Below are 20,405 nucleotides of genomic sequence, written 5' to 3'. Positions count from 1 at the left end.
GGAAGTCCTATGGCTTCAGCGCGGGGCCGGCGACACGTCGATCGGGCCGATCCGGTACAGCACCTCGGGGTCGTGCCCCTCGTCCGGGAAGGAGTCGAAGAGCACGTCGCGGTTCACGGAGGCGTGGTGCCGCTGCGCGAACGAGGTGAACAGCCGGATCGAGGCGGCGTTGTCGTCCGTGATGGTGGTCTCGAGGGCACGGACGCCGTGAGCCGCGCAGACGCGCGCAGCGAGCCCGTCGAGGAGTGCGCCGGCCAGTCCACGGCCGCGCTGTGCCTCGTCGACCGCGACCTGCCACACGAAGAGCGTCTGCGGCTGGTCGGGGCGCAGGTAGCCGGTGATGAAGCCGACCGGGTCGCCGTCCGCGTCACGTGCCACCACGGAGGTGGCGGCGAAGTCGCGGCACCACAGGAGGTAGCTGTACGAGGAGTTGAGGTCGAGCACCCGGGAGTCGCGGGCTATGCGCCAGAGGGCGCTCCCGTCCTCCAGGCGCGGTGCATCGAGCTTCAGCCCCTCCGGCATTTCGTGGAATTCATGGGCACGTGCAACGTCTGCTTGTGCGGCGGTCATGTATTTGAATTTACCCAGCGAAATCCAAAATTGCATCGCGGGAACGGGTTACAAAACCAGTGTGCATATGGTATCGCGTACGCGCGAGCGCGAGGGCGCTCGACCCTGGTTTCATGCGGATTTTCAGCGATTTTCCGGGCGGAACCGGGCGACTTGTGAAGCCCATCACATGTGGGTAACGGTCCGCTCACGCGTAGCTCACGTGACCGTTTCGCCCGGGTCTGCACGGGTGAAAAATCGCGCGTTTGAGGTCGCGGAATCCGGGCAGAAGAAGACGGGAAGCTGGCCGCCGAAGGAATTGGGAAAGGCGCCTGCAAAAGATATCTCGATTTCTCGTTCCCGCAACCGCTGTCCCCTTCCGCCGGCGCCTCGTACAGTGCGAGCCATGAGCGACGGCGCGGTGGTGCACATCAAGGGGCGGGTGCTGGTCGGGCCCGACGACGTCCGGGACGAGATGTGGGTGGCGCAGGGGCGCATCACCTTCGAGCGGCCCGCCGGGGCCCGGGAGGCGAGCACCCTCACCGGCTGGGTACTGCCAGGCCTGGTGGACGCCCACTGCCACGTCGGCCTCGACGCCCACGGCCCGGTCGACGACTCGACCACCGAGAAGCAGGCCCTGACGGACCGCGACGCCGGAGCGCTCCTGCTGCGGGACGCCGGCTCGCCCTCCGACACCCGCTGGACCGACGACCGCGAAGATCTCCCGCGGATCATCCGTGCCGGGCGCCACATCGCCCGCACCCGGCGCTACATCCGCAACTACGCGCACGAGATCGAGCCGGAGGACCTCACCGCCTACGTGGCGCAGGAGGCCCGCCGCGGCGACGGCTGGGTGAAGCTCGTCGGCGACTGGATCGACCGGGAGACCGGTGACCTCGGTGCCTGCTGGCCGCGGGAAGCGGTCGAGGCGGCCATCGCCGAGGCGCACCGGCTGGGGGCCCGCGTCACGGCGCACTGCTTCGCCGAGGAGTCCCTGACGGACCTGGTGGAGGCCGGGATCGACTGCATCGAGCACGCCACCGGCCTGACCGAGGAGACGATCCCGCTGTTCGCCGAGCGCGGGGTCGCCATCGTGCCCACGCTCGTGAACATCGCCACGTTCCCGAAGCTCGCCGACGGCGGCCAGGCGAAGTTCCCCCGCTGGTCGGACCACATGCGGCGGCTCCACGAGCGCCGCTACGACACCGTCCGCGCGGCGTACGACGCGGGCATCCCGGTCTTCGTCGGCACCGACGCCGGAGGATCGCTGCCGCACGGCCTGGTGGCCGCCGAGGTCGCCGAGCTGGTCACGGCAGGTATTCCGCCGCTGGCGGCGCTGTCGGCCACGACCTGGGGAGCACGCGCGTGGCTGGGCCGGCCGGGGCTGGCCGAGGGCGCGCCCGCCGACCTGGTCGTCTACGAGGCCGACCCGCGCGAGGACGTCCGCGTTCTGGCGGCGCCGGACCGGGTGCTGCTCGGCGGACGCGTCGTGGGCTGAACCCGGCCCGGGGCCGGATCCGAGGTTTCCCTGCCGCCCGTCCCTGTCCGCCCCGGTGCGGTGGCCGGTCGGGGCTCAGTGCCGGCCGGTGAATGCCTCGGCGAGCGCGGCGGTCCTCGCGTAGCCCGGGATGCCGGGCTCGGGGGCGCCGGGGTGCCCGATGCCCCAGGCCGGCTCCACGGCGCGGTGCAGGGCGGCCCGGTAGAGCAGCGAACCACAGCTGACGCGCCCCACACCCAGGTCGGCGAGTTCCTCGAACGTCCGCCCGCCCGGCGTGAACAGGACGTTCAGCGGCACGTCGAGCGCCCGGACGAGTGCCCCGATCTCGCCGGCGTCGCCCACCCCCGGGACGAACACGCCGTCGGCCCCCGCCCCCTGGTAGGCCTCCGCGCGTTCGACGGTGCCCGGCAGCGGACCCGACGGCGAACCGAGAGTGACCCAGTGGGTGTCGGTGCGGGCGTTGACGAAGAGCTCCGGGGCGCGTTCCTTGACGGCGGTGATCACCTCGCACTGCCGGGCCGTCGGCACCAGTGAACCGTCCGGTCGGCCGTCCTCGAGGTTGATTCCCGCCGCCCCCGCGTCGAGCGCTCTGCCGCCAGCTCGCCGACCTCCTCCGGGCCGCCGCCGCAGCCTCCCTCGACGTCCAAGCTGACCGGCACCGGGAGACGGGCCGGGCCGCGGCCGAGGGCCAGGGTCTGCTCGCGGGTGGCCCCGGCTCCGTCGGGGCAGTCCGGCCGCCGCCGCGACGCCGAGGCTCGTGGTGCCGATCGCCGCGAAACCCCGGGCGGCCAGCGCCGCGCCCGAGGCGTGGTCCCAGGCGTTCGCCAGGAGGAGCGGCCGGTCGCCGTGACTCACGGGCACTTGTGGGTGGTCGGCACCGTGGGTGCAGCGGCCGGATTGTGGTCTTGTCCGATGGTTCTGTGCGAGGCGGTAGCCGTCGCTGTCGGGTCGCAGCGGGCCGTGACGGGGTCCGTTGTCGGTGATCACGGGTTCGGCGGTCACGTCATGTGACGTCTGGGGCCGCTGCGAACACCGAGAGTGGTAATTCGAATGTCGCGAAAGAAAACCACCCGTTCGAGTGAACTGGCGCTAAGTGGCCAGTTCTTCACCCAGCGTGCGCAATCATGTACGGAGTCGAAGCCGTTCGCGTCGCGGTGTCCCCCTGGGCCATTTCGAGGCGACACGTGCGGCACTTACGTCTCTTGTGGGGGTTCCACACCTTGAACAGCTCCGCCTTCAGCACGCCCGCACGCCGTACCGCGGCCGCGCTGTCCACCGCCGCCATCGCCCTGGGTCCCGTGCTCTTCGGCGCGGCGCCGGCGAATGCCGCACCCCGCGACGGCAAGGCCGGTGCGGTCGTCCTCCGCGCGAACCTCAAAGTCAAGGCGCTCAACGTCGCCGAGGTGCCGCTCAACCTCGTCCTGAACGACGTGGACGCGCCGAAGAACGAGAACGAGAAACTGCTCGACGCGAAGGTGAAGGGCATCAACGGCGGCCAATCCTTCAACATGATCAAGGCCCAGGTCGCCACCGCCGACGCCAAGGTCAACAAGCGCCGGGCCGTCGGCGAGGCCAAGCTGGCGAACGCCACGGTGCGCCTGCCGGGCCTGAACGTTGGAGATCCGCTGGTCAGGGTGGAGCTGGCCACCGCGAAGGCGACGTGCGTCGCCGGTGCGAAGCCGCGCGCCCACTCCAAGGTCGTCGGCCTCACGGTCCTCGGCAAGCCGGTGAAGGGCGATCTCCACGGCACCAGGACGGTCCCCGTCACGGGCGTCGGCCGTGTGACCCTGGGCCTCGCCGAGACCCGCACCACCGAGCGCAACGCCATCGCCACCGCCGTGCGCCTCAACGTCACCGTGCACACGCTCGCCCAGACGAAGGTCAAGGGCTCGGTCATCCTGTCGCAGGCGACCTGCCGCGCTCCGCTGGCGGACGAGGGTGACACCACGGGCGGCAACACGACCGGTGGCGAGACCGACGGCGGCAACACCGACGGCGGCCAGACGGACGGCGGCCAGACCGATGGTGGTGCCACCGAGGGCAACACCGACGGTGGCCAGACCGACGGCGGCACCACTGAGGGCGACGACAACGGCGGCAACACCGAAGGCACCACCACCGGCACGGCCGGTGGTGACACCGCGGGTGACGACGGCGGTGCCTCGACCGGTGGCGGCGGCCTCGCCGAGACCGGCAGCAGCTCCAGCACCCCCTACCTCGCCGCGGGCGCGGGTGTGCTGATGGTGGCCGGTGCGGGCGCGCTCGTCCTCACCAGGCGCCGCCGGGCCGCCACGGCCCAGCAGGACTGATCCGGCGCCGGTGGGCGGGGGCGAACCCCCGCCTACCGGGCCCCCTCCGGCCGCAGCACGGACCGGAGGGCAGTCACGAACCGGTCGGTGGTCCGGCAGTCCCGGACCGCCGACCGCAGCCATTCCGGCCCCAGGCCGGGAAACGTGTCTCCCCGGCGTACGGCGAACCCGCGCTCCCTGAGCCGGGCCCGTACGCCCGACGCGTCCGCCACCCGAAGCAGGACGAACGGCCCCTCGGCCGGCCCGCACACCCGCACACCGTCCAACTCGCCCAGTCGGCCCAGCAGATGGGCCCGGTCCGCGGCGATCCGCTGCGCGGCGTCCGCCGCCTCCGCCAGAGCGGCCGGAGCGCAGCACGCCTCCGCCGCCACCAGCGCGGGACTCGAGACCGGCCACAGCGGCTGGGCCCGCTCCAGAGCCGTCACTTCGTCCGGACCGGCCAGCACGTAGCCGACGCGGAGTCCGGCCAGCCCCCACGTCTTCGTCAGACTGCGCAGCACCACCAGACCGGGCAGGTCCGTCCGGGACGCCAGGGACCCGCGTTCGCCCGGCACGGCGTCCATGAACGCCTCGTCCACCACCAGCGTCCGGCCCGGCCGGGCCAACTCGGCCAGCACGCGAGCAGGATGCAGCACCGAGGTGGGGTTCGTCGGATTCCCCACCACCACCAGGTCGGCATCGGCCGGAACCGCGCCCGGGTCCAGCCGGAACCCGTCGCACTCGCCGAGCAGAACCCGCTCCACGGGCCGCCCGGCATCCCGCAGCGCCGCCTCCGGCTCGGTGAACTGCGGGTGCACCACCACCGGACGGCGGGCCGGGAACGCCCGCGCGATCAGCACGAACGCCTCGGCCGCCCCGGCCGTCAGCAGCACCCGCTCCACCGGCAGACCGTGCCGGGCCGCCACCGCCTCCCGCGCCGCCCGGCCGTCCGGATAGGCGGCGAGCGCGCCGAGCGAGGCCGCGATCCGCTCCGTCAGCCAGAGCGGGGGTGTGCCGTCCCGGACATTGACCGCCAGGTCCGTCAACCCGGCCTCCGCGCCCCGGACCTCCGCGTCGCCGTGATGCCGCAGATCGTGCACGCCCGGCGCCGGCTCAGTGCGCGTGGGCATGACCGTCGTGATCGTGGTGGTGATGCCCGTGCCCGGCACCCGACGGGTCGTCCGGGTGGTGGTGCGGCAGCTGCGGCCGGCCCACCTTGTCCTCGAAACCGGGCAGGGCGATCCGGTAGACGCACGCGTCGCAGTTCATCCGGATGTCGCCCTGCACCGCCTCCCGGTAGCGCTCCATGACGAGGTCCAGCAACTCCTCGGCGGGGCCGATGACATCGGCCGACACCACCTCGAGCTCCGGGTGGGCATCGGCCCAGCCCTCCGTCTGGCTGCGCACCCGGTCCGGGAGGATGCCGGTGAACAGGAAGTACGGCAGGACCACGATCCGCCGGGCGCCCAGCTTGCGGCAGCGCTCCAGACCCGAGGGCACGTCCGGCGCCGCGAGCGACACGAACGCGGTCTCCACGCCCCCGTAGCCGCGGCCCTCCCAGAGCAGCCGCGCCGCCCTGTGCACCTCGGCATTGGCGTCGGGGTCCGTCGAACCGCGGCCCACCAGCAGCACCATGACGTCCTCGCGGTCCTGCGGGGTGCGCCGCGCCTGGCCGAGGGCTTCGTCGAGCCGCCGCTCCAGCACCTCCAGCAGCTTCGGATGCGGGCCCAGGGGCCGGCCGTACACGTAGGTGATGCCGGGACGGCGCTCCTTCTCCCGGGCCAGCGCCGCGGGGATGTCGCCCTTCGCGTGGCCCGCCGATGCCAGCATCAACGGAACCGCGGCGAACGCGCGCGCCCCCTGCCCGACGAGTTCGGCGACGGCGTCGCCCAGCGGCGGCGGCGACAGTTCGATGAAGCCGCCCGCCACGGGCAGTCCGGGGTTGCGTTCACCCAGCTCCCGGACGAAGTCGCGGAACGCGTCGGCGCCGCCCTCGTCGCGGGTGCCGTGACCGGCGACGAGCAGCGCGGGCGTGGTGGTCATGATTCTCCTCGAAACGGCATACGCGGGGTGGTTGCGGACGACGGCACGGGCCGTGCGGAGCGGGGCGGCGGCATCAGGTCTGCCACCGGTAGCCGCGGGGGGTCACCATCCGTCCCGCGACATCGCGGGAAGCGGTGTTGCCGACGAGGAGCACCGTCATCATGTCGACCACCCCGGCATCGAGTGCGGCGAGCGTGGTGAGCAGGGTGCGCTCGTCGGGGCGGCTGGCGTTGCGCACCACGCCGACCGGGGTCCCGGGTGCGCGGTGCTCGGCGAGGATGCCGAGCGCCTTCGGCAACTGCCAGTCCCGGCCCCGGCTGCGCGGGTTGTAGAACGTCACGACGAGGTCCGCCTCCGCGGCGGCTCGCACCCGCCGCTCGATGACCTCCCAGGGCGTGTGCAGGTCCGACAGGCTGATGTACACGTGGTCGTGGCCGAGCGGGGCGCCGAGGACGGCCGCCGCCGCGAGGGCCGCGGTCACGCCCGGAACCCCCACGACGTCGATCCCCGAGCCGTCCGGTGCGGTCGTGGCCTCCGCCAGCGCTGGGGAGGCCATTGCGTACACCCCGGCGTCTCCGCTGCCGACCAGCGCCACCGCATGACCCGCGCGGGCCTCCGCGACGGCCGTGCGGGCCCGCTCCTCCTCGGCGCCGAGCCCCGACTCCAGCACCCGGGTTCCCGGGCGCAGCAGATCGCGGATCTGATCCACGTACTGGTCGAGCCCCACGACGGTCGACGCCCGCCGCAGTTCGTCGCGGGCCCGCGGGGTGAGCAGGTCACGGGCGCCCGGGCCCAGGCCGACGACGGCGAGCCGGCCTCGCGGCCTCCTGCGGGCGACGGCCGCCGTGGCCATCGCCGGGCGGCCACGAGGCGCGGACTTCCGCTTGGCGGCCGGCAGTTCGGCCCCGGGCCCGGCCTCGAGCAGCGCGGCGGCCTCGGCGACGCTCGGTGTGCCCACCGCCGCGAGCGGGGCCCCGGACGGGTTGGGCACCTCCACCGCGGCCAGTTCCGGCGCCGGGAAGGTCCGCAGCTCCACGCCGAGCCGGCGGGCCGCCTCGACCAGACCGGGCTCGCCGGCCTTGGCGTCCACGGTCGCCAGGGCAGTGACGGAACGCGCGGACAGGCCCGCATCGGCCAGCGTCTCCGCGACGAGCCCGAGGACCTCGTCGGCCGGGGCCCCTCGGCTGGCACCGACACCGACGACGAGGGACGGCGGGCGCAGCACAGCGGTGTGCGCGTCCGGTTCCATGGCTCGATCGGTGACGTACAGAGCCGCCGCGTCCTGTGCCGAACCCGCCGTACCGGGGCGGACGTTGACCGGGAGCGCGGGCAGCGGCCAGGTGACGTCGGAGCGCAGCGCGACCGGCCGCCCGTCGAGGATTGCCCGGGTCACCGCGGCCACCGCGCCCTCGACCGGCCACCCCAGGGTGTCCAGGCCGGGCAGGTGCACCGCGTCGGTCGCCGTCGTCACCACCGGCCGGCAGCCCGGCAGCACCTCGGCCACGGCCTCGGCCAGGTCGTTCGCACCGCCCGCGTGGCCGCCCAGCAGGGCGACGGCGTGCCGCCCGGCCTCGTCGACGCACACCACACCCGGGTCGGTCTCCTTGTCCGCGAGCAGCGGGGCGGTCAGCCGGACGACCGCACCGGCGGCCAGGAAGCAGACCAGTCGGCCGCACTCGGCGAACGCGAGCTCCACGGCCGCGCGGACCGGCCCGTCGTAGACCCGGGTACGGTCCGGCCACGCGGCGGCCAGCCGGTCGCGGGCGGCGGCGCCCGCGGCGGTGGCGGAGATGAGGCCGATCACCAGATCTCCTTCGTGGATGCCCCGGCCTGAAGGCCGGGGTGGGGGTGCCTCCCGCTTGCGGGGGAGAAACGAAGCTCCTGCGGAGCAGGGCAGGGAAAGGCGAATCGCCGCCAGGGCGATTCGGCGTTCACCACGGTGGTGGTTAGGTAGGCCACTTGATCAAGAACTCTCAACTGTCAGTGCTCCCGGATAGGTTGTCGGGCATGACGACGGAAGCGAAGGCGGAGGATGCCGGGCATGCCCGGTACACCCACCGGCTCCGCGTGTCGTCGGCCGCCCGCGCCGGTCTCATGGCCGAGTGGGCACGTTGCCGGTGGATCTGGAACGAATGCGTGGCCATGCCCCGCAAGGTCCACGCCCTGAACCGGGATGCGGCCGAGAAAGCGACGTGCGGCCCGGCTCAGCTCGACAGGATGCTGACCGATGCCCGCACTGCGATGGCATGGCTTCGTGAGGGCGCCTCGGTGCCGCAGCAGCAGACCGTCCGGGACTTCGCGAAGTCCCGCGCCAAGGCGATGAAGGACATCAAGGCCGGGCTGCCGATGTGGCAGCGCGCAGGGATGCCCCGGATCAAGCGGAAGCGTGACGCGCCGCCCACGCTGAACTACACCACCCGGGGCTTCCGCCTCAAGGACGGCCGCCTGCACCTCGCGGGCGGCATCGTCCTGACGGTGGTGTGGTCCCGCGAACTGCCGGCCGTACCCTCCTCGGTACGCGTGTACCAGGACTCCATCGGCCACTGGTACGCCTCCTTCGTCGTCGCCACCGAGACCCAGCCGCTTCCCGCGACGGGCCGCATCCTCGGCGTGGACTGGGGCGTCAGGGAGACCGCCACCACCACGAGCGACGCCCACGACCTCCCCCATGTCCAGCACGGGAAGAACGCCGCTCGGCGCCTCGCGCGCTATCAGCGGATGATGGCCCGGCGGCGGCCCGCCAAGGGGCAGGCCGCGTCCGAGGGTTACCGGCAGGCCCAGGCGCAGACCGCGAAGCTGCACAAGAAGGTCGCCCGGCAGCGGCAGGACACTGCCCGCAAGTGGGCGAAGAAGGCCGTCCGGGACCATGACGCGATCGCCGTCGAGGACTTCCGGCCGAAGTTCTTGGCCAAGACCACCATGGCCCGCAAAGCCGCCGACCCGGCGATCGGCGCCACGAAGACGGCCCTGATCGAGATGGGCCGCAAGCACGGACGCGATGTGCGTCTCGTGCACCCCGCACACACCACCATGGACTGCGCGGCGTGCGGAGCGAGAACCAAGCACGCACTTCCTCTTTCGGAACGTACCTACACCTGCACCGCGTGCGGAGTCGTATCCCCCAGGGACAAGAACTCCGCCCGCGTGATGCTGGTCCGGGCTGGTCTCAACCCGGCTGGTGCCGAGGGCGTAAGACCCCCGGGAGCGCTGCTCCCGGAGGCAGCCTGAGCCATGAATCCCCTCCCTCCAGGGAGGGGAGGATGTCAAGTCGATGCTCCTTCGGTTCCGGAGGCAGCCCGTCCGGGGCTGCCGGGAGTCGGGCCCGCCGCGGGGCGCGTGCCCCACAGCAGGAAGACCGGGTTGGCCGCGGCCAGCCGCGACACCCCACCGGGCAGCGGGGCCAGCCGGGACGACTGGAGCAGCGCCCCGTCCGTCGCCAGGCCCGCCTCCTCCAGCGCGGCACGGGCGGCCGGCACCCGGTCCAGGGACGCGAGCGCGACCACGACGCTGCGCCGCGCGCGTCCGGCGCACGCTGCGGTGATCGCGGCCAGATCCCGGCCGCCGCCGCCGACGAACACGGCGTCCGGGGCGGGGAGTCCGGCCAGAGCGTGCGGTGCCTCGCCGTGCACGACCTGAACGTCCGCACCGTGTGCGGCGGCATTCGCCCGGATCCGGCGGACGTCGTCCGCGGACTTCTCGACGGCCACCGCGGCCGCCCCGAACCGGGCGCACTCCACCGCGACCGAGCCCGAGCCCGCGCCGACGTCCCACACCAGGTCGCCGAGCCCTGGGCCGAGGCGGGCCAGGGCGAGCGCCCGCACCTCGTACTTGGTGACGAGGGAGGCGCGATGCTCGAAGTCGGCCTCGGGAAGGGCCCATTGACCGGGCGGACGCAGGGCGCCCGCCGCCGTCAGCGACGCGCCGGGCGGGTACGCCCGGCCCTCGTCGAGGCACAGGACGACGGAGACGTCCTCCGGCCAGCTGCGGGCGGCGGCCTCGTCCGGGGTCAGCCGTTCCACGCGCTCACCGGCCGGGTCACCCAGGCGTGAGGCCACGACCAGGGTGCGTTCCAGCCCGGTTCCGGCCAGTGCCGCGCCTAGTTCGCCGGGGCCCGCGCCCGGTCCGGTCAGCACGGCCGTCTTGGGGTGCGCCCGGCAGACGTTGACGGCCGTGCGGGGGTCGCGGCCGTGCGCGCTGACCACCACGGCGTCGTCCCAGGGCAGGCCGATGCGGGCGAAGGCGACCGCCACGGACGGTGCGGCCGGGTGGACGTCGAGGGCGGCGGCGCCGAAGCGCCTGGCCAGAGCCCGGACGATGCCGAAGAACCCGGGGTCGCCGGAGGCGAGGACCACCACCTCGCCCGGGCCGGCCGGCGCCGCGGTCCTCAGGCGTTCCTCCACGGCGTCGATCGCGGGGGCGAGCGGGCCGAGGACGATCCGGCGCGCGCCCGACGGCAGCGCGACGGCGTCGAGATGACGCCGGGCTCCCACCACGAGCCGCGCCGAGGCCAGGACTTCCGCGGCCCCGGCGGGCAGCGGAGCACCCGTGCCCGTGCCGATGACACTGATCACGGCCGGTGCCCCGCTCCGCCGCGCGGCCCGTCGGCGCCGGGGACCGCCCGCCCGCGCAGCGCCCGGCGCGCGGCCGGGTCGGCCCGGCGGAATCCGTGGAAGTGGCCCGGGTGGTAGAGGTGCGAGCGGGTGCCGGAGGCCGACAGGGCCGGGCCGACGAGGAACAGCGTGTGCTTCCACAGCCGGTGTTCCTTGACCGTCTCCTCCAGCGTGCCGACGGTGCAGCGCACCACCAGTTCCTCCGGCCAGGTGGCCTGGTGGGCGACGACCACCGGAGTGTCCTCCGGGTAGCCGCCCTCGAGGAGTTCCGCGGCCAGCCGGCCGGAGCGGGCGGCGGAGAGGAACAGCGCCATGGTGGTGCCGTGCCGGGCGAACTCCCGGACCTCCTCGCCGGGAGGCATCGGCGTCTTCCCGCCGCCGAGCCGGGTCAGGATCACCGACTGGGCGACCTCGGGGATCGTCAGCTCCCGCCGGGCGATCGCGGCGACGGCGGAGAACGCGGAGACCCCCGGCACCACCTCGACCTCCAGGCCCATCTCCACGCACCGGTCGAGCTGTTCCTGCGTGCCGCCCCACAGCGCGGGATCACCGGAGTGCACGCGGGCGACGTGCAGCCCGTCCCGCACCGCCCGCCGGTAGACGGCGAGGACGTCCTCCAGGGACATGGCCGCGGAGTCCAGCACCTCCGCGTCCGCGCGGGCGTGGTCGAGGACTTCGGCCTGCACCAGGCTGGCCGCCCAGACGACCACGTCGGCGTCGGCGAGGGCGCGGGCGGCGCGGAAGGTCAGCAGGTCCGCGGCGCCGGGGCCGGCGCCCACGAACGTCACCTTGCCGCAGGGCCGTTCGGGCATGGTGGGGTTCCTGTTCGTCGCCGGGTTCTCGGTCCCGGTTCGGGTGCCGTCGGTTGTGCGGTCGGCGGCGCGGTCGGCGGAAGCGGTCACAGCTTGCCTCCGCGTCCGTCCTCGCGCCGGGCGGGGGCGATGAGCGTGGACAGGTACGGCAGCGGCCCGCCCGCCGGTTCGGCCGCCCGGCGGATCGACTCCCCGGGCAGGCCGAGCGCCGACCCCCACACCGCGCCCTCGGTGCGGCCGGTGTCGCGCAGTGCGCCGGCCACCTCGTCGGCCAGCCGCCCGAACTTGTAGGCGACGACGGTTCCCGGACCCTCCAGTGCCTCCCTCAGCACCGCGGACCCCGCGGTCACCGGTACCAGGGTCAGCGGCTCGGTGCCCTCGGTGAGCACCGCGCCGCTGCGCGCGGCCAGGTCCTGCATCGCCGTGATCCCCGGGACGGTCCGCACGCCGGTGCCCGGCACGAGTTCCGCCACGGTCTGCGCGAGGTACGTGAACGTGGAGTACACGTTGGGGTCGCCGATGGTCGCGAACGCCACCGAGCCGTGCTCGCGCAGCAGTCCGGCGACCCGGTGGCCCGCCGCGTCCCACGCGCGCTCGCGCCGGGCCCGGTCGCCGCGCTCGTTCAGCGCGAAGACGACGCGGACCACCTTCGCCGGGTCCACGTAGTGCAGCACCGTGGCCTCGGCCCGTCCCGTTCCGCCGTCCTCCATCACCGGGACCACCACGACGGCGGCCTCCCGCAGCGCGTTCACGCCCTTGACGGTGACCAGTTCCGGATCGCCGGGGCCGACCCCGACCCCGGTCAACAGCCCGTTCATGCCGTACCTCACTCCCCGTTCTCGGCGTGCTCGGTGTTCTCGGTGTTCTCGGAGAGCTCTGTGCACCGTCCGACGAATCTGCGGGCCGTGCCGGGGACACCGGCCCAGTGCACATGCACGTAGGAGGCGTGCACGCCGTCCTGCACGAAGCCCTCCACCCGCCGTTGCGGCCCGGTGACGCCCCAGGCCGGTGCCGGTCCGGCGGCCGGTTCCAGCAGCGTGCGGTGGAACTCGTGGCCGGCGACCCGGGTCCCGGCCGGGAAGAGTGCGCTGTCGCCGAGCGCGACGACGTCGCGGTAACCCAGGGTGAGCCGCTGCGACATCCGGGCCTCGGCATCCAGCACCCCGCACATGGGCAGCCCGTCCAACGACCGGGCCAGATACAGCAGTCCCGCGCACTCCGCCGCCACCGGCGCCCCCGAGGCCGCCAGCCGGGCGACGGCCGTGCGCAGGGTGGCGTTCGCGGACAGCTCCGGGCCGTACACCTCGGGGAAACCGCCGCCGATGACCAGCCCGGCGGTCCGCTCCGGCAGCCCCTCGTCGCGCAGCGGATCGAACGGGACGACCCGCGCCCCGGCCGCCGACAGCAGCTCCGTGTGCTCGGCGTACGCGAAGGTGAACGCCGGGCCCGCGGCGACGGCGACCACCGGACGGCCGGGCCCTGCGGAACCCTCCGCTGCCGGGTCCCACGCCCGGGCGTCGAGTGCCGGGGCGGTACGGGCCAGGGCGAGCAGTGCGTCCAGGTCGCAGCCCTCCCGCACCCGCGCGGCCAGGGACGCCACCGACTCCACGGCCTCCGCCCGCCGTTCGGCCACCGGTACCAGACCCAGATGCCGCGAGGGCGTGCCGATCCGCTCGTCGCGGCGCAGCACGCCGAGCACCGGGACCCCGGACTCGTCCAGCGCCTCACGGAGCATCGCCTCGTGCCGGTCCGAGGCGACCTGGTTGAGGACCACCCCGCCGATGCGCACCTGCGGATCCCAGGAGGCGAACCCGTGCACGAGCGCGGCCACCGACCGGGCCTGCGAGGAGGCGTCCACCACCAGCACCACCGGGGCCCGCAGCAGCTTCGCGACCTGCGCGGTCGATGCCAGTTCGCCCTGTCCGGCGGCGCCGTCGTAGAGGCCCATCACGCCCTCGACGACGGCCAGTCGGGACCCGGCAGCGCCGTGCAGGAACAGCGGAGCCATCAGCTCCGGGCCGCACAGCCGGGCGTCCAGGTTGCGGCCCGGCCTGCCCGTGGCCAGCGCGTGGTAGCCCGGGTCGATGTAGTCCGGTCCCACCTTGTGCGGGGAGACGGCGAGGCCGCGCTCGGCGAAGGCGGCCATCAGGCCGGTCGCCACGGTCGTCTTGCCGCTGCCGGAGGCCGGTGCGGCGATCACGAGTCTCGGGATCGAGCCGGTCACCACTCGATGCCCTTCTGGCCCTTCTGCCCGGCGTCCATCGGATGCTTGACCTTCGACATGTCGGTGACGAGGTCGGCCGCGTCCACCAGCGCCTGCGGCGCGTTGCGGCCGGTGATCACCACGTGCTGCGTGCCGGGTCGCTCGCGCAGCACCGACACCACCTCGCCGGTGTCCACCCAGCCCCAGTGCATCGGGTACGCGAACTCGTCCAGGACGTACAGCCGGTGGGTCTCCGCCGCGAGATCGCGCTTGACCTGCTCCCAGCCCTCGCGGGCGGCCTCCTCACTGGTGGCGATGTCGCGCTGCACCCACGACCAGCCCTCGCCCATCTTGTGCCAGGCGACGGTCCCGCCCTCGCCCGAGGCGCCGAGAACCCGCAGCGCGCGCTCCTCGCCGACCTTCCACTTCGCGGACTTGACGAACTGGAACACCCCGATCGGCCAGCCCTGGTTCCAGGCCCGCAGGGCGAGCCCGAAGGCTGCGGTGGACTTGCCCTTCCCGGCACCCGTGTGCACCACGACCAGCGGCCGGTTGCGTCGCTGCCGGGTCGTCAGCCCGTCGTCCGGCACCACACTCGGCTGTCCCTGCGGCATTACGCTGCCCTCCGTCGTCCGTCGGCCCCCGGGGAGCCCTGTACTTCGCGGACCAGCGAGGCGACGCCGTCCGCACGCAGTTCGTCGAGGGTGACGGCCGTGCCCCCCAGATCGCGGGCCAGCACGCCGGCCAGGCCCAGCCGCACCGGACCGGACTCGCAGTCCACCACCACGGACGCCGTGCCCCCGGCCGCCAGCAGCCGCGCCGACCGCGACGCCAGGGCCATCGGCTCGGAGCCCCCGCCGGTCGCCCGGCCGTCGGTCACCACCACCAGCAGCGGGCGGCGCGCGGCATCCCGCAACCGTTCGACGCGCAGTACCTCGCGGGCCTTCAACAGCCCGGCCGCCAGCGGCGTCCGGCCGCCCGTGGGCAGTTTCTCCAGCCGGGCCGCCGCCGTCTCGACCGACGACGTCGGCGGCAGCACCAGCTCGGCGCCGGTACCGCGGAAGGTGATCAGCCCGACCTTGTCGCGCCGCTGGTAGGCATCCAGCAGCAGGGACAGCACCGCGCCCTTGACCGCGCCCATCCGCTGCCGGGCCGCCATCGACCCGGAGGCGTCCACCACGAACAGCACGAGGTTGCCCTCGCGTCCCTCCCGCACGGCCTGCCGCAGATCGTCCCGCCGTACCAGCAGCCCGGGCCCGCAACGGCCCCGCGCCTGCTGGTGCGGTGCGGCGGCGTGCACCGTTGCGGCCAGGTGGAGCTTGGTCAGCGACCCCTGGGGGCGCCGGGCTCCGGTGGTGCGCCCGTGATCGGTGCGGGCGCGGGAACGCCGTCCCGCCGCGCCGGCCCCGATCCCCGGCACGCTGAGCGCCTTCGTGCGGAACGGCTCGGCGGCGCCGACGGCCTGCTGCTCGCCCGCCGCACCGTTCTCGCCGCTGCCCGTCGAGGCCCGCTCGCGACCGGCGTCCGCGCTCTCGGCGTGGGCGGTGTCGGTACGGGGATCCGGCACGGACGGCTCGGCCGGGCCGGTCTCCGGCCCCGTGCCGCCGCCGTCGTCGTCGGCCGGCGGGTGGCCGCCGCCGGGGCCGTCGGGATCGGGGTCGTCGTCCCCCTGGACCGCGTCGTCCGCGCCGGATCCCTGGCCGCCGCAGCTCTCGAGCGACTCGTCGAGCTTGTCCTCGTCCAGTCCCGGAGCGTCGAACGGGTTGCGCCGCCGCCGGTGGGGGAGGGCCAGCAGCGCCGCCTGCCGCACGTCCTCGGCGAGGACCTCCGTCCGTCCTGCCCAGGCGGCCAGTGCGGTGGCCGTGCGCGCCGTCACGATGTCCGCGCGCATGCCGTCCACCTCGAACGCCGCGCACACGGCGGCGATCTGACGCAGTGCACCGTCCCCGAGCCGTACCGAGGGCAGCAGGTCGCGGGCCGCGGCGATCCGCTCGCGCAGTGCCTGCTCCCGCCCCTCCCAGCGGGCCGCGAAACCGGCCGGGTCCTCGTCGTACGCCAGCCGACGCCGGACGACCTCCACCCGCTCGTCCGGCTCGCGCGAGGCGGCGACCTCCACGGTGAGGCCGAACCGGTCCAGCAGTTGCGGACGCAGTTCGCCCTCCTCCGGGTTCATCGTGCCGACCAGCAGGAACCGGGAGGCGTGCCGCACGGACACGCCCTCGCGCTCGACGTACGTGGCGCCCATCGCCGCCGCGTCCAGCAGCAGATCGACCAGGTGGTCGTGGAGCAGGTTGGCCTCGTCCACGTACAGCAGGCCCCGGTGCGCATCCGCCAGCAGGCCCGGCTCGAACGCCTTCCTGCCCTCCGACAGGGCCCGCTCGATGTCGAGGGCCCCGACGAGGCGGTCCTCGGAGGCGCCGACCGGCAGCTCCACCATCCGTGCCGGACGCTGCGCGCCCGGCCCTTCGGCCGCGCTGTGCGGCCCGTCCGGGCAGCCCGGGTCGGGGGAGAGCGGATCGCAGGAGAACCGGCAGCCCGGCACCACCGCGACCGGCGGCATCAGCGCCGAAAGCGCCCGCACCGCCGTGGACTTGGCAGTGCCCTTCTCGCCGCGCACGAGCACCCCGCCCACCGCGGGCGAGACCGCGTTGAGCAGCAGCCCGAGCCGCAGATCGTCCATGCCGACGATCGCGGTGAACGGGTAGTTCGGGACGTGGTCGCTCATGCGTCGTCTCCTTCCAGTTCGCCCTCGATCTGCAGATAGGTGGCGCGCAGCTGTTCCAGGGTCCGCTCGTCCGGCTCGGCCCACAGGCCGCGGTCGGCGGCCTCCAGCAGCCGTTCGGTGATGCCGCGCAGCGCCCACGGGTTGGACTTCTCCATGAACTGCCGGTTCTCCGGGTCGAAGACGTACTCGGCGGACAACTTCTCGTACATCCAGTCGTCCACCACCCCGGCCGTCGCGTCGTAGCCGAAGAGGTAGTCGACGGTCGCGGCCATCTCGAAGGCGCCCTTGTAGCCGTGCCGCCGCATCGCCGCCATCCACCGGGGGTTGACCACCCGGGCACGGAAGACCCGGTGCGTCTCCTCACCCAGCGTCCGCGTCCGCACCTGGTCGGGCGCCGCGCTGTCGCCCACGTAGGCCTCGGGCGAGCCGCCCGTCAGGTGGCGGACCATCGCCACCATGCCGCCGTGGTACTGGAAGTAGTCGTCGGCGTCGACGAGATCGTGCTCGCGGGTGTCCACGTTCTTCGCCGCCACCTGGATCCGGCGGAAGGCGGCCTCCATGTCCCCGCGCGCCGCTCGCCCTTCGAGCCCGCGGCCGTAGGCGTAGCCGCCCCACACCGCGTACACCTCGGCGAGGTCGGCGTCGGAGCGCCAGTTGCGGGCGTCGATCAGCGGCAGCAGCCCCGCGCCGTACGCGCCCGGCTTCGAACCGAAGACCCGGGCGGTGGCCCGCCGCCGGTCGCCGTGCTCGGCGGTGTCCTGGTCGGCGTGCGCCCGCACGTAGTTGGCGTCCGCCGGCTCGTCCAGCTCGGCCACCGCCCGCACCGCGTCGTCGATCAGCCCGACGACGTGCGGGAAGGCGTCCCGGAAGAAGCCGGAGATGCGGACGGTGACGTCCACCCGCGGCCGGCCCAGCTCCTCGGGCGGCAGCACCTCGAAACCGGTGACCCGGCGCGACGCGTCGTCCCACACCGGGCGGCAGCCGAGCAGCGCCAGGATCTCCGCGATGTCGTCGCCCTGCGTGCGCATCGCGGAGGTGCCCCAGACGGTCAGCCCGACGGACTTCGGAAAGCCGCCGGTGTCCGCCACGTAGCGGGCGATCAGCGAGTCCGCGAGGGACTGCCCGACCTCCCAGGACAGCCGGGACGGGATGGCCTTGGGGTCCACCGAGTAGAAGTTCCGCCCGGTCGGCAGGACGTTGACCAACCCGCGGGTCGGCGAGCCGGACGGCCCGGCCGGGACGTACCCGCCGTCCAGCGCGTGCAGCACGTTGCCGATCTCGTCCGTGGTCCGGGCCAGCCGCGGCACGACCTCGTCGCACGCGAACCGCAGCACGTCGACGGCGGCGGGCGGTTCGAGCCCGTCGAGCACCTCGTGCACGAGGCCCGGGACGGCCCCGGGCTGCCAGCCGCGGGCCTCCATGCCCTCCGCAAGCCGGCGGCACAGCTGCTCCAGCAGGTCGATCGCGTCCGCGGCGGTCCGGGCGGGTCCGTCGACGAGCGCGGTCAGCGACGCGGGGACGTCCGCCCGGGCCCCCGGCCCGGCCAGCAGAACCTTCTCGTCCAGCCCGAACAGCCCGGCGAGGGCAGCCCGCAGACCGGGCAGCGCCGCGGCCTGCCCGCCCCACACCTGCGAGGCGCGCAGCACGGCCAGCACCAGGTTGACCCGGGCCTCACCGGCCGGCCCGCCGCCGAGGACGTGCAGCCCGTCGCGGATCTGGACGTCCTTGATCTCGCACAGGTAGCCGTCGATGTGCATGACGAACTCGTCGAAGTCGTCGTCGTCCGGCTGCTCGTCGACGTGCAGGTCGTGGTGCAGCTCGGCAGCCTTGACCAGCGTCCAGATCTGCGCCCGGACCGCCGGGGCCTTCGCCGGGTCCAGATCGCTCACCAGGGCGTACTCGTCGAGAAGTTGCTCCAGCTTGGCCAGGTCGCCGTAGGTGTCGGCGCGCGCCATCGGCGGCACCAGGTGGTCCACCACCGTGGCGTGGCCGCGCCGCTTGGCCTGGGTGCCCTCACCGGGGTCGTTGACGATGAACGGGTACACCAGCGGCAGGTCGCCGAGCACCGCGTCCGGGCCGCAGGACGCCGACAGGCCGAGCCCCTTGCCCGGCAGCCACTCCAGGGTGCCGTGCTTGCCCATGTGGACGATCGCGTCGGCGCCGAAGCCCCCGTCCGGCTCCGCGGTCTCCAGCCACCGGTACGCGGCCAGGTAGTGGTGCGAGGGCGGCATGTCCGGGTCGTGGTAGATCGCGATCGGGTTCTCGCCGAAGCCGCGCGGCGGCTGGATCATGACGACCACGTTGCCGAACCGCAGCGAGGCCAGCACGATGTCGTCGCCGTCCACGTACAGCGAGCCCGGCGGCTCACCCCAGTGCTCCAGCATCGGCTCGCGCAGTGCCGGGTCGAGCCGGGCGAACCACTCCCGGTAGTCCTTCAGCGGGACCCGGGCGGGCGCCGCGGCCAACTGCTCCTCGGTCAGCCATTCCACGTCGTGGCCGCCGGCCGCGATGAGCCGGTGGATCAGCTCGTCGCCCTCCGCCGGATGGCCCTCGACGGTGTACCCGGCGTGCCGCAGCGCGTCGAGGACCCGCACCGCCGAGGCCGGGGTGTCCAGCCCCACCGCGTTGCCGACCCGCGAGTGCTTCGTCGGGTAGGCGGTGAAGACGAGTGCCAGCTTCTTGTCCGCGTTCGCCCGGTGGCGCAGGGCGGCATGGCGGACGGCGATGCCCGCCACCCGGGCGGCCCGCTCCGGGTCCGCGACGTACACCGGGACGTCGTCCTCGCCGGTCTCCTTGAACGAGAACGGCACCGTGACCAGGCGCCCGTCGAACTCCGGGATCGCCACCTGCATCGCGGCGTCCAGCGGCGACAGCGCCGCATCCGACTCCTCCCAGGCCGCGCGGGACGTCGTCAGGCACAGGCCCTGCAGCACCGGCACGTCCAGCGCGGCCAGCGCGCCCACGTCCCAGGCCTCGTCGTCGCCGCCCGCCGACGCGTCGCTCGCCCGGGTGCCGCCCGCCGCCAGCACGGTGGTGACCAGGGCGTCCGCGCGTCCCAGCAGGTCGTAGAGCTCCGGCTCGGCGTCGCGCAGCGAACCGCAGAACACCGGCAGCGCGTTGGAGCCCTTCGCCTCGACGGCGTCGCACAGCACGTCGACGAACGCGGTGTTCCCGGAGAGATGGTGCGCCCGGTAGAACAGCACGCCCACGGTCGGACGTCCGGGGTCGTGCGCACGCTGCCCGTGCACCCCGAACGCCGGCATCGGGCGCGGTGGTTCGAAGCCCTCGCCGCTCATCAGCACGGTGTCGGAGAGGAACCCGGCGAGCTGCGCCAGGTTCTCCGGCCCGCCCTCGACCAGATAGCGCAGCGACTCCGAGACCACACCCGAGGGCACGCTCGACTCGGCCATCAGCTCGGCGTCGGGCACGGCCTCGCCGCCCAGCAGCACGGCCGGGACCCCGGACTCGCGCAGCACCTCGAGGCCGTCCTCCCAGGCGCGTCTGCCGCCGAGCAGCCGGACGACCGCGACCCCGGCGCCGTCCAGCAGACGCGGCAGTTCGTCCTCGACGGCGACCCGGGCCGGATTCGCGATCCGGTACGGCGCGCCGGAAGCACGGGCCGCCAGCAGGTCCGTATCGGCGGTGGACAGCAACAGCAGGTCGCTCACGGTGCCTCT

Annotated in this window: 15 protein-coding genes; 3 read left to right on the top strand and 12 right to left on the bottom strand. The window is 74.0% G+C overall.

Annotated features, from left to right (window positions below; genetic code table 11):
• Positions 1–15 precede the first annotated feature (15 nt).
• Positions 16–570: a diaminobutyrate acetyltransferase gene (gene ectA, locus M1E25_RS09275; protein WP_251412474.1), complete on the bottom strand. Its 555-nt coding sequence runs from the start codon at positions 568–570 to the stop codon at positions 16–18.
• A gap of 385 nt (positions 571–955) precedes the next feature.
• Between ectA and M1E25_RS09270 the strand changes: the two genes are divergently transcribed.
• Positions 956–2,047 carry an amidohydrolase family protein gene (locus M1E25_RS09270; protein ID WP_251412471.1) on the top strand — a complete coding sequence of 364 codons (1,092 nt, stop codon included), beginning with the start codon at positions 956–958 and terminating at the stop codon, positions 2,045–2,047.
• 75 nt (positions 2,048–2,122) lie between these two features.
• On the opposite strand, the gene M1E25_RS09265 is transcribed toward M1E25_RS09270, so the two are convergent.
• Positions 2,123–2,902: an isocitrate lyase/phosphoenolpyruvate mutase family protein gene (locus tag M1E25_RS09265; RefSeq protein WP_251412651.1), complete on the bottom strand. Its 780-nt coding sequence runs from the start codon at positions 2,900–2,902 to the stop codon at positions 2,123–2,125.
• A 365-nt stretch (positions 2,903–3,267) separates the two neighbouring features.
• Between M1E25_RS09265 and M1E25_RS09260 the strand changes: the two genes are divergently transcribed.
• The gene (locus M1E25_RS09260) at positions 3,268–4,356 is read left to right on the top strand and encodes a choice-of-anchor P family protein (protein ID WP_251412469.1); all 1,089 of its coding nucleotides are present in this window, start codon (positions 3,268–3,270) and stop codon (positions 4,354–4,356) included.
• 32 nt (positions 4,357–4,388) lie between these two features.
• On the opposite strand, the gene cobC is transcribed toward M1E25_RS09260, so the two are convergent.
• The 3 genes from cobC to cobJ form a co-directional block, all read right to left on the bottom strand.
• On the bottom strand, positions 4,389–5,465 hold the full coding sequence (cobC, locus tag M1E25_RS09255) for an Rv2231c family histidinol phosphate aminotransferase CobC (protein ID WP_251412467.1): 1,077 nt from the start codon (positions 5,463–5,465) through the stop codon (positions 4,389–4,391).
• Positions 5,449–6,381, bottom strand: coding sequence for a sirohydrochlorin chelatase (locus tag M1E25_RS09250; protein ID WP_251412648.1), 933 nt, complete (start codon positions 6,379–6,381; stop codon positions 5,449–5,451). Before M1E25_RS09250 ends, cobC begins: the two co-directional genes overlap by 17 nt.
• Before the next feature lie 70 nt (positions 6,382–6,451).
• Positions 6,452–8,182: a precorrin-3B C(17)-methyltransferase gene (cobJ, locus tag M1E25_RS09245; protein ID WP_251412466.1), complete on the bottom strand. Its 1,731-nt coding sequence runs from the start codon at positions 8,180–8,182 to the stop codon at positions 6,452–6,454.
• Between the two features lie 203 nt (positions 8,183–8,385).
• Here cobJ and M1E25_RS09240 point away from each other — a divergent pair, with 203 nt between their 5' ends.
• Positions 8,386–9,606 (top strand): RNA-guided endonuclease InsQ/TnpB family protein, encoded by a 1,221-nt coding sequence (locus tag M1E25_RS09240; protein ID WP_251412464.1) that lies wholly within the window; start codon positions 8,386–8,388, stop codon positions 9,604–9,606.
• A gap of 35 nt (positions 9,607–9,641) precedes the next feature.
• On the opposite strand, the gene cbiE is transcribed toward M1E25_RS09240, so the two are convergent.
• From cbiE to cobN, 7 genes are all read right to left on the bottom strand, one after another.
• Positions 9,642–10,949, bottom strand: a complete 1,308-nt coding sequence (gene cbiE, locus M1E25_RS09235; protein WP_251412462.1) for a precorrin-6y C5,15-methyltransferase (decarboxylating) subunit CbiE — start codon at positions 10,947–10,949, stop codon at positions 9,642–9,644.
• A complete protein-coding gene (gene cobM / locus M1E25_RS09230) occupies positions 10,946–11,800 on the bottom strand; it encodes a precorrin-4 C(11)-methyltransferase (RefSeq protein WP_251412645.1) in 855 nt (284 codons plus the stop codon). Before cobM ends, cbiE begins: the two co-directional genes overlap by 4 nt.
• Positions 11,801–11,886: 86 nt before the next feature.
• Entirely contained in the window at positions 11,887–12,618 is a 732-nt protein-coding gene (gene cobI, locus M1E25_RS09225) for a precorrin-2 C(20)-methyltransferase (protein ID WP_251412461.1), read from the bottom strand.
• 8 nt (positions 12,619–12,626) lie between these two features.
• Positions 12,627–14,027, bottom strand: coding sequence for a cobyrinic acid a,c-diamide synthase CobB (locus M1E25_RS09220; protein ID WP_251412459.1), 1,401 nt, complete (start codon positions 14,025–14,027; stop codon positions 12,627–12,629).
• Positions 14,021–14,617 carry a cob(I)yrinic acid a,c-diamide adenosyltransferase gene (gene cobO / locus M1E25_RS09215; RefSeq protein ID WP_251412457.1) on the bottom strand — a complete coding sequence of 199 codons (597 nt, stop codon included), beginning with the start codon at positions 14,615–14,617 and terminating at the stop codon, positions 14,021–14,023. Before cobO ends, M1E25_RS09220 begins: the two co-directional genes overlap by 7 nt.
• Positions 14,617–16,728, bottom strand: a complete 2,112-nt coding sequence (locus M1E25_RS09210) for a putative cobaltochelatase (protein ID WP_251412455.1) — start codon at positions 16,726–16,728, stop codon at positions 14,617–14,619. Before M1E25_RS09210 ends, cobO begins: the two co-directional genes overlap by 1 nt.
• A complete protein-coding gene (gene cobN / locus M1E25_RS09205) occupies positions 16,725–20,396 on the bottom strand; it encodes a cobaltochelatase subunit CobN (protein ID WP_251412452.1) in 3,672 nt (1,223 codons plus the stop codon). The genes M1E25_RS09210 and cobN overlap by 4 nt, the downstream gene beginning before the upstream one ends.
• Positions 20,397–20,405: the final 9 nt, after the last annotated feature.

Origin of the sequence: Streptomyces meridianus, assembly GCF_023703325.1 — a bacterium.
In the GTDB taxonomy this organism is placed as follows: domain Bacteria; phylum Actinomycetota; class Actinomycetes; order Streptomycetales; family Streptomycetaceae; genus Streptomyces; species Streptomyces meridianus.
The sequence above is the reverse complement of the archived record's forward strand: the minus strand, read 5'-3'. Positions and strand labels throughout refer to the sequence as shown.

Bases quoted from the DNA above. Each gene is read 5' to 3' on its own strand.
- cobC (WP_251412467.1), bottom strand. From the start codon at position 5,465: ATGCCCACGCGCACTGAGCCGGCGCCGGGCGTGCACGATCTGCGGCAT.
- M1E25_RS09210 (WP_251412455.1), bottom strand. From the start codon at position 16,728: ATGAGCGACCACGTCCCGAACTACCCGTTCACCGCGATCGTCGGCATG.
- M1E25_RS09270 (WP_251412471.1), top strand. From the start codon at position 956: ATGAGCGACGGCGCGGTGGTGCACATCAAGGGGCGGGTGCTGGTCGGG.
- cobO (WP_251412457.1), bottom strand. From the start codon at position 14,617: ATGCCGCAGGGACAGCCGAGTGTGGTGCCGGACGACGGGCTGACGACC.
- ectA (WP_251412474.1), bottom strand. From the start codon at position 570: ATGACCGCCGCACAAGCAGACGTTGCACGTGCCCATGAATTCCACGAA.
- M1E25_RS09240 (WP_251412464.1), top strand. From the start codon at position 8,386: ATGACGACGGAAGCGAAGGCGGAGGATGCCGGGCATGCCCGGTACACC.
- cobM (WP_251412645.1), bottom strand. From the start codon at position 11,800: ATGCCCGAACGGCCCTGCGGCAAGGTGACGTTCGTGGGCGCCGGCCCC.
- cobI (WP_251412461.1), bottom strand. From the start codon at position 12,618: ATGAACGGGCTGTTGACCGGGGTCGGGGTCGGCCCCGGCGATCCGGAA.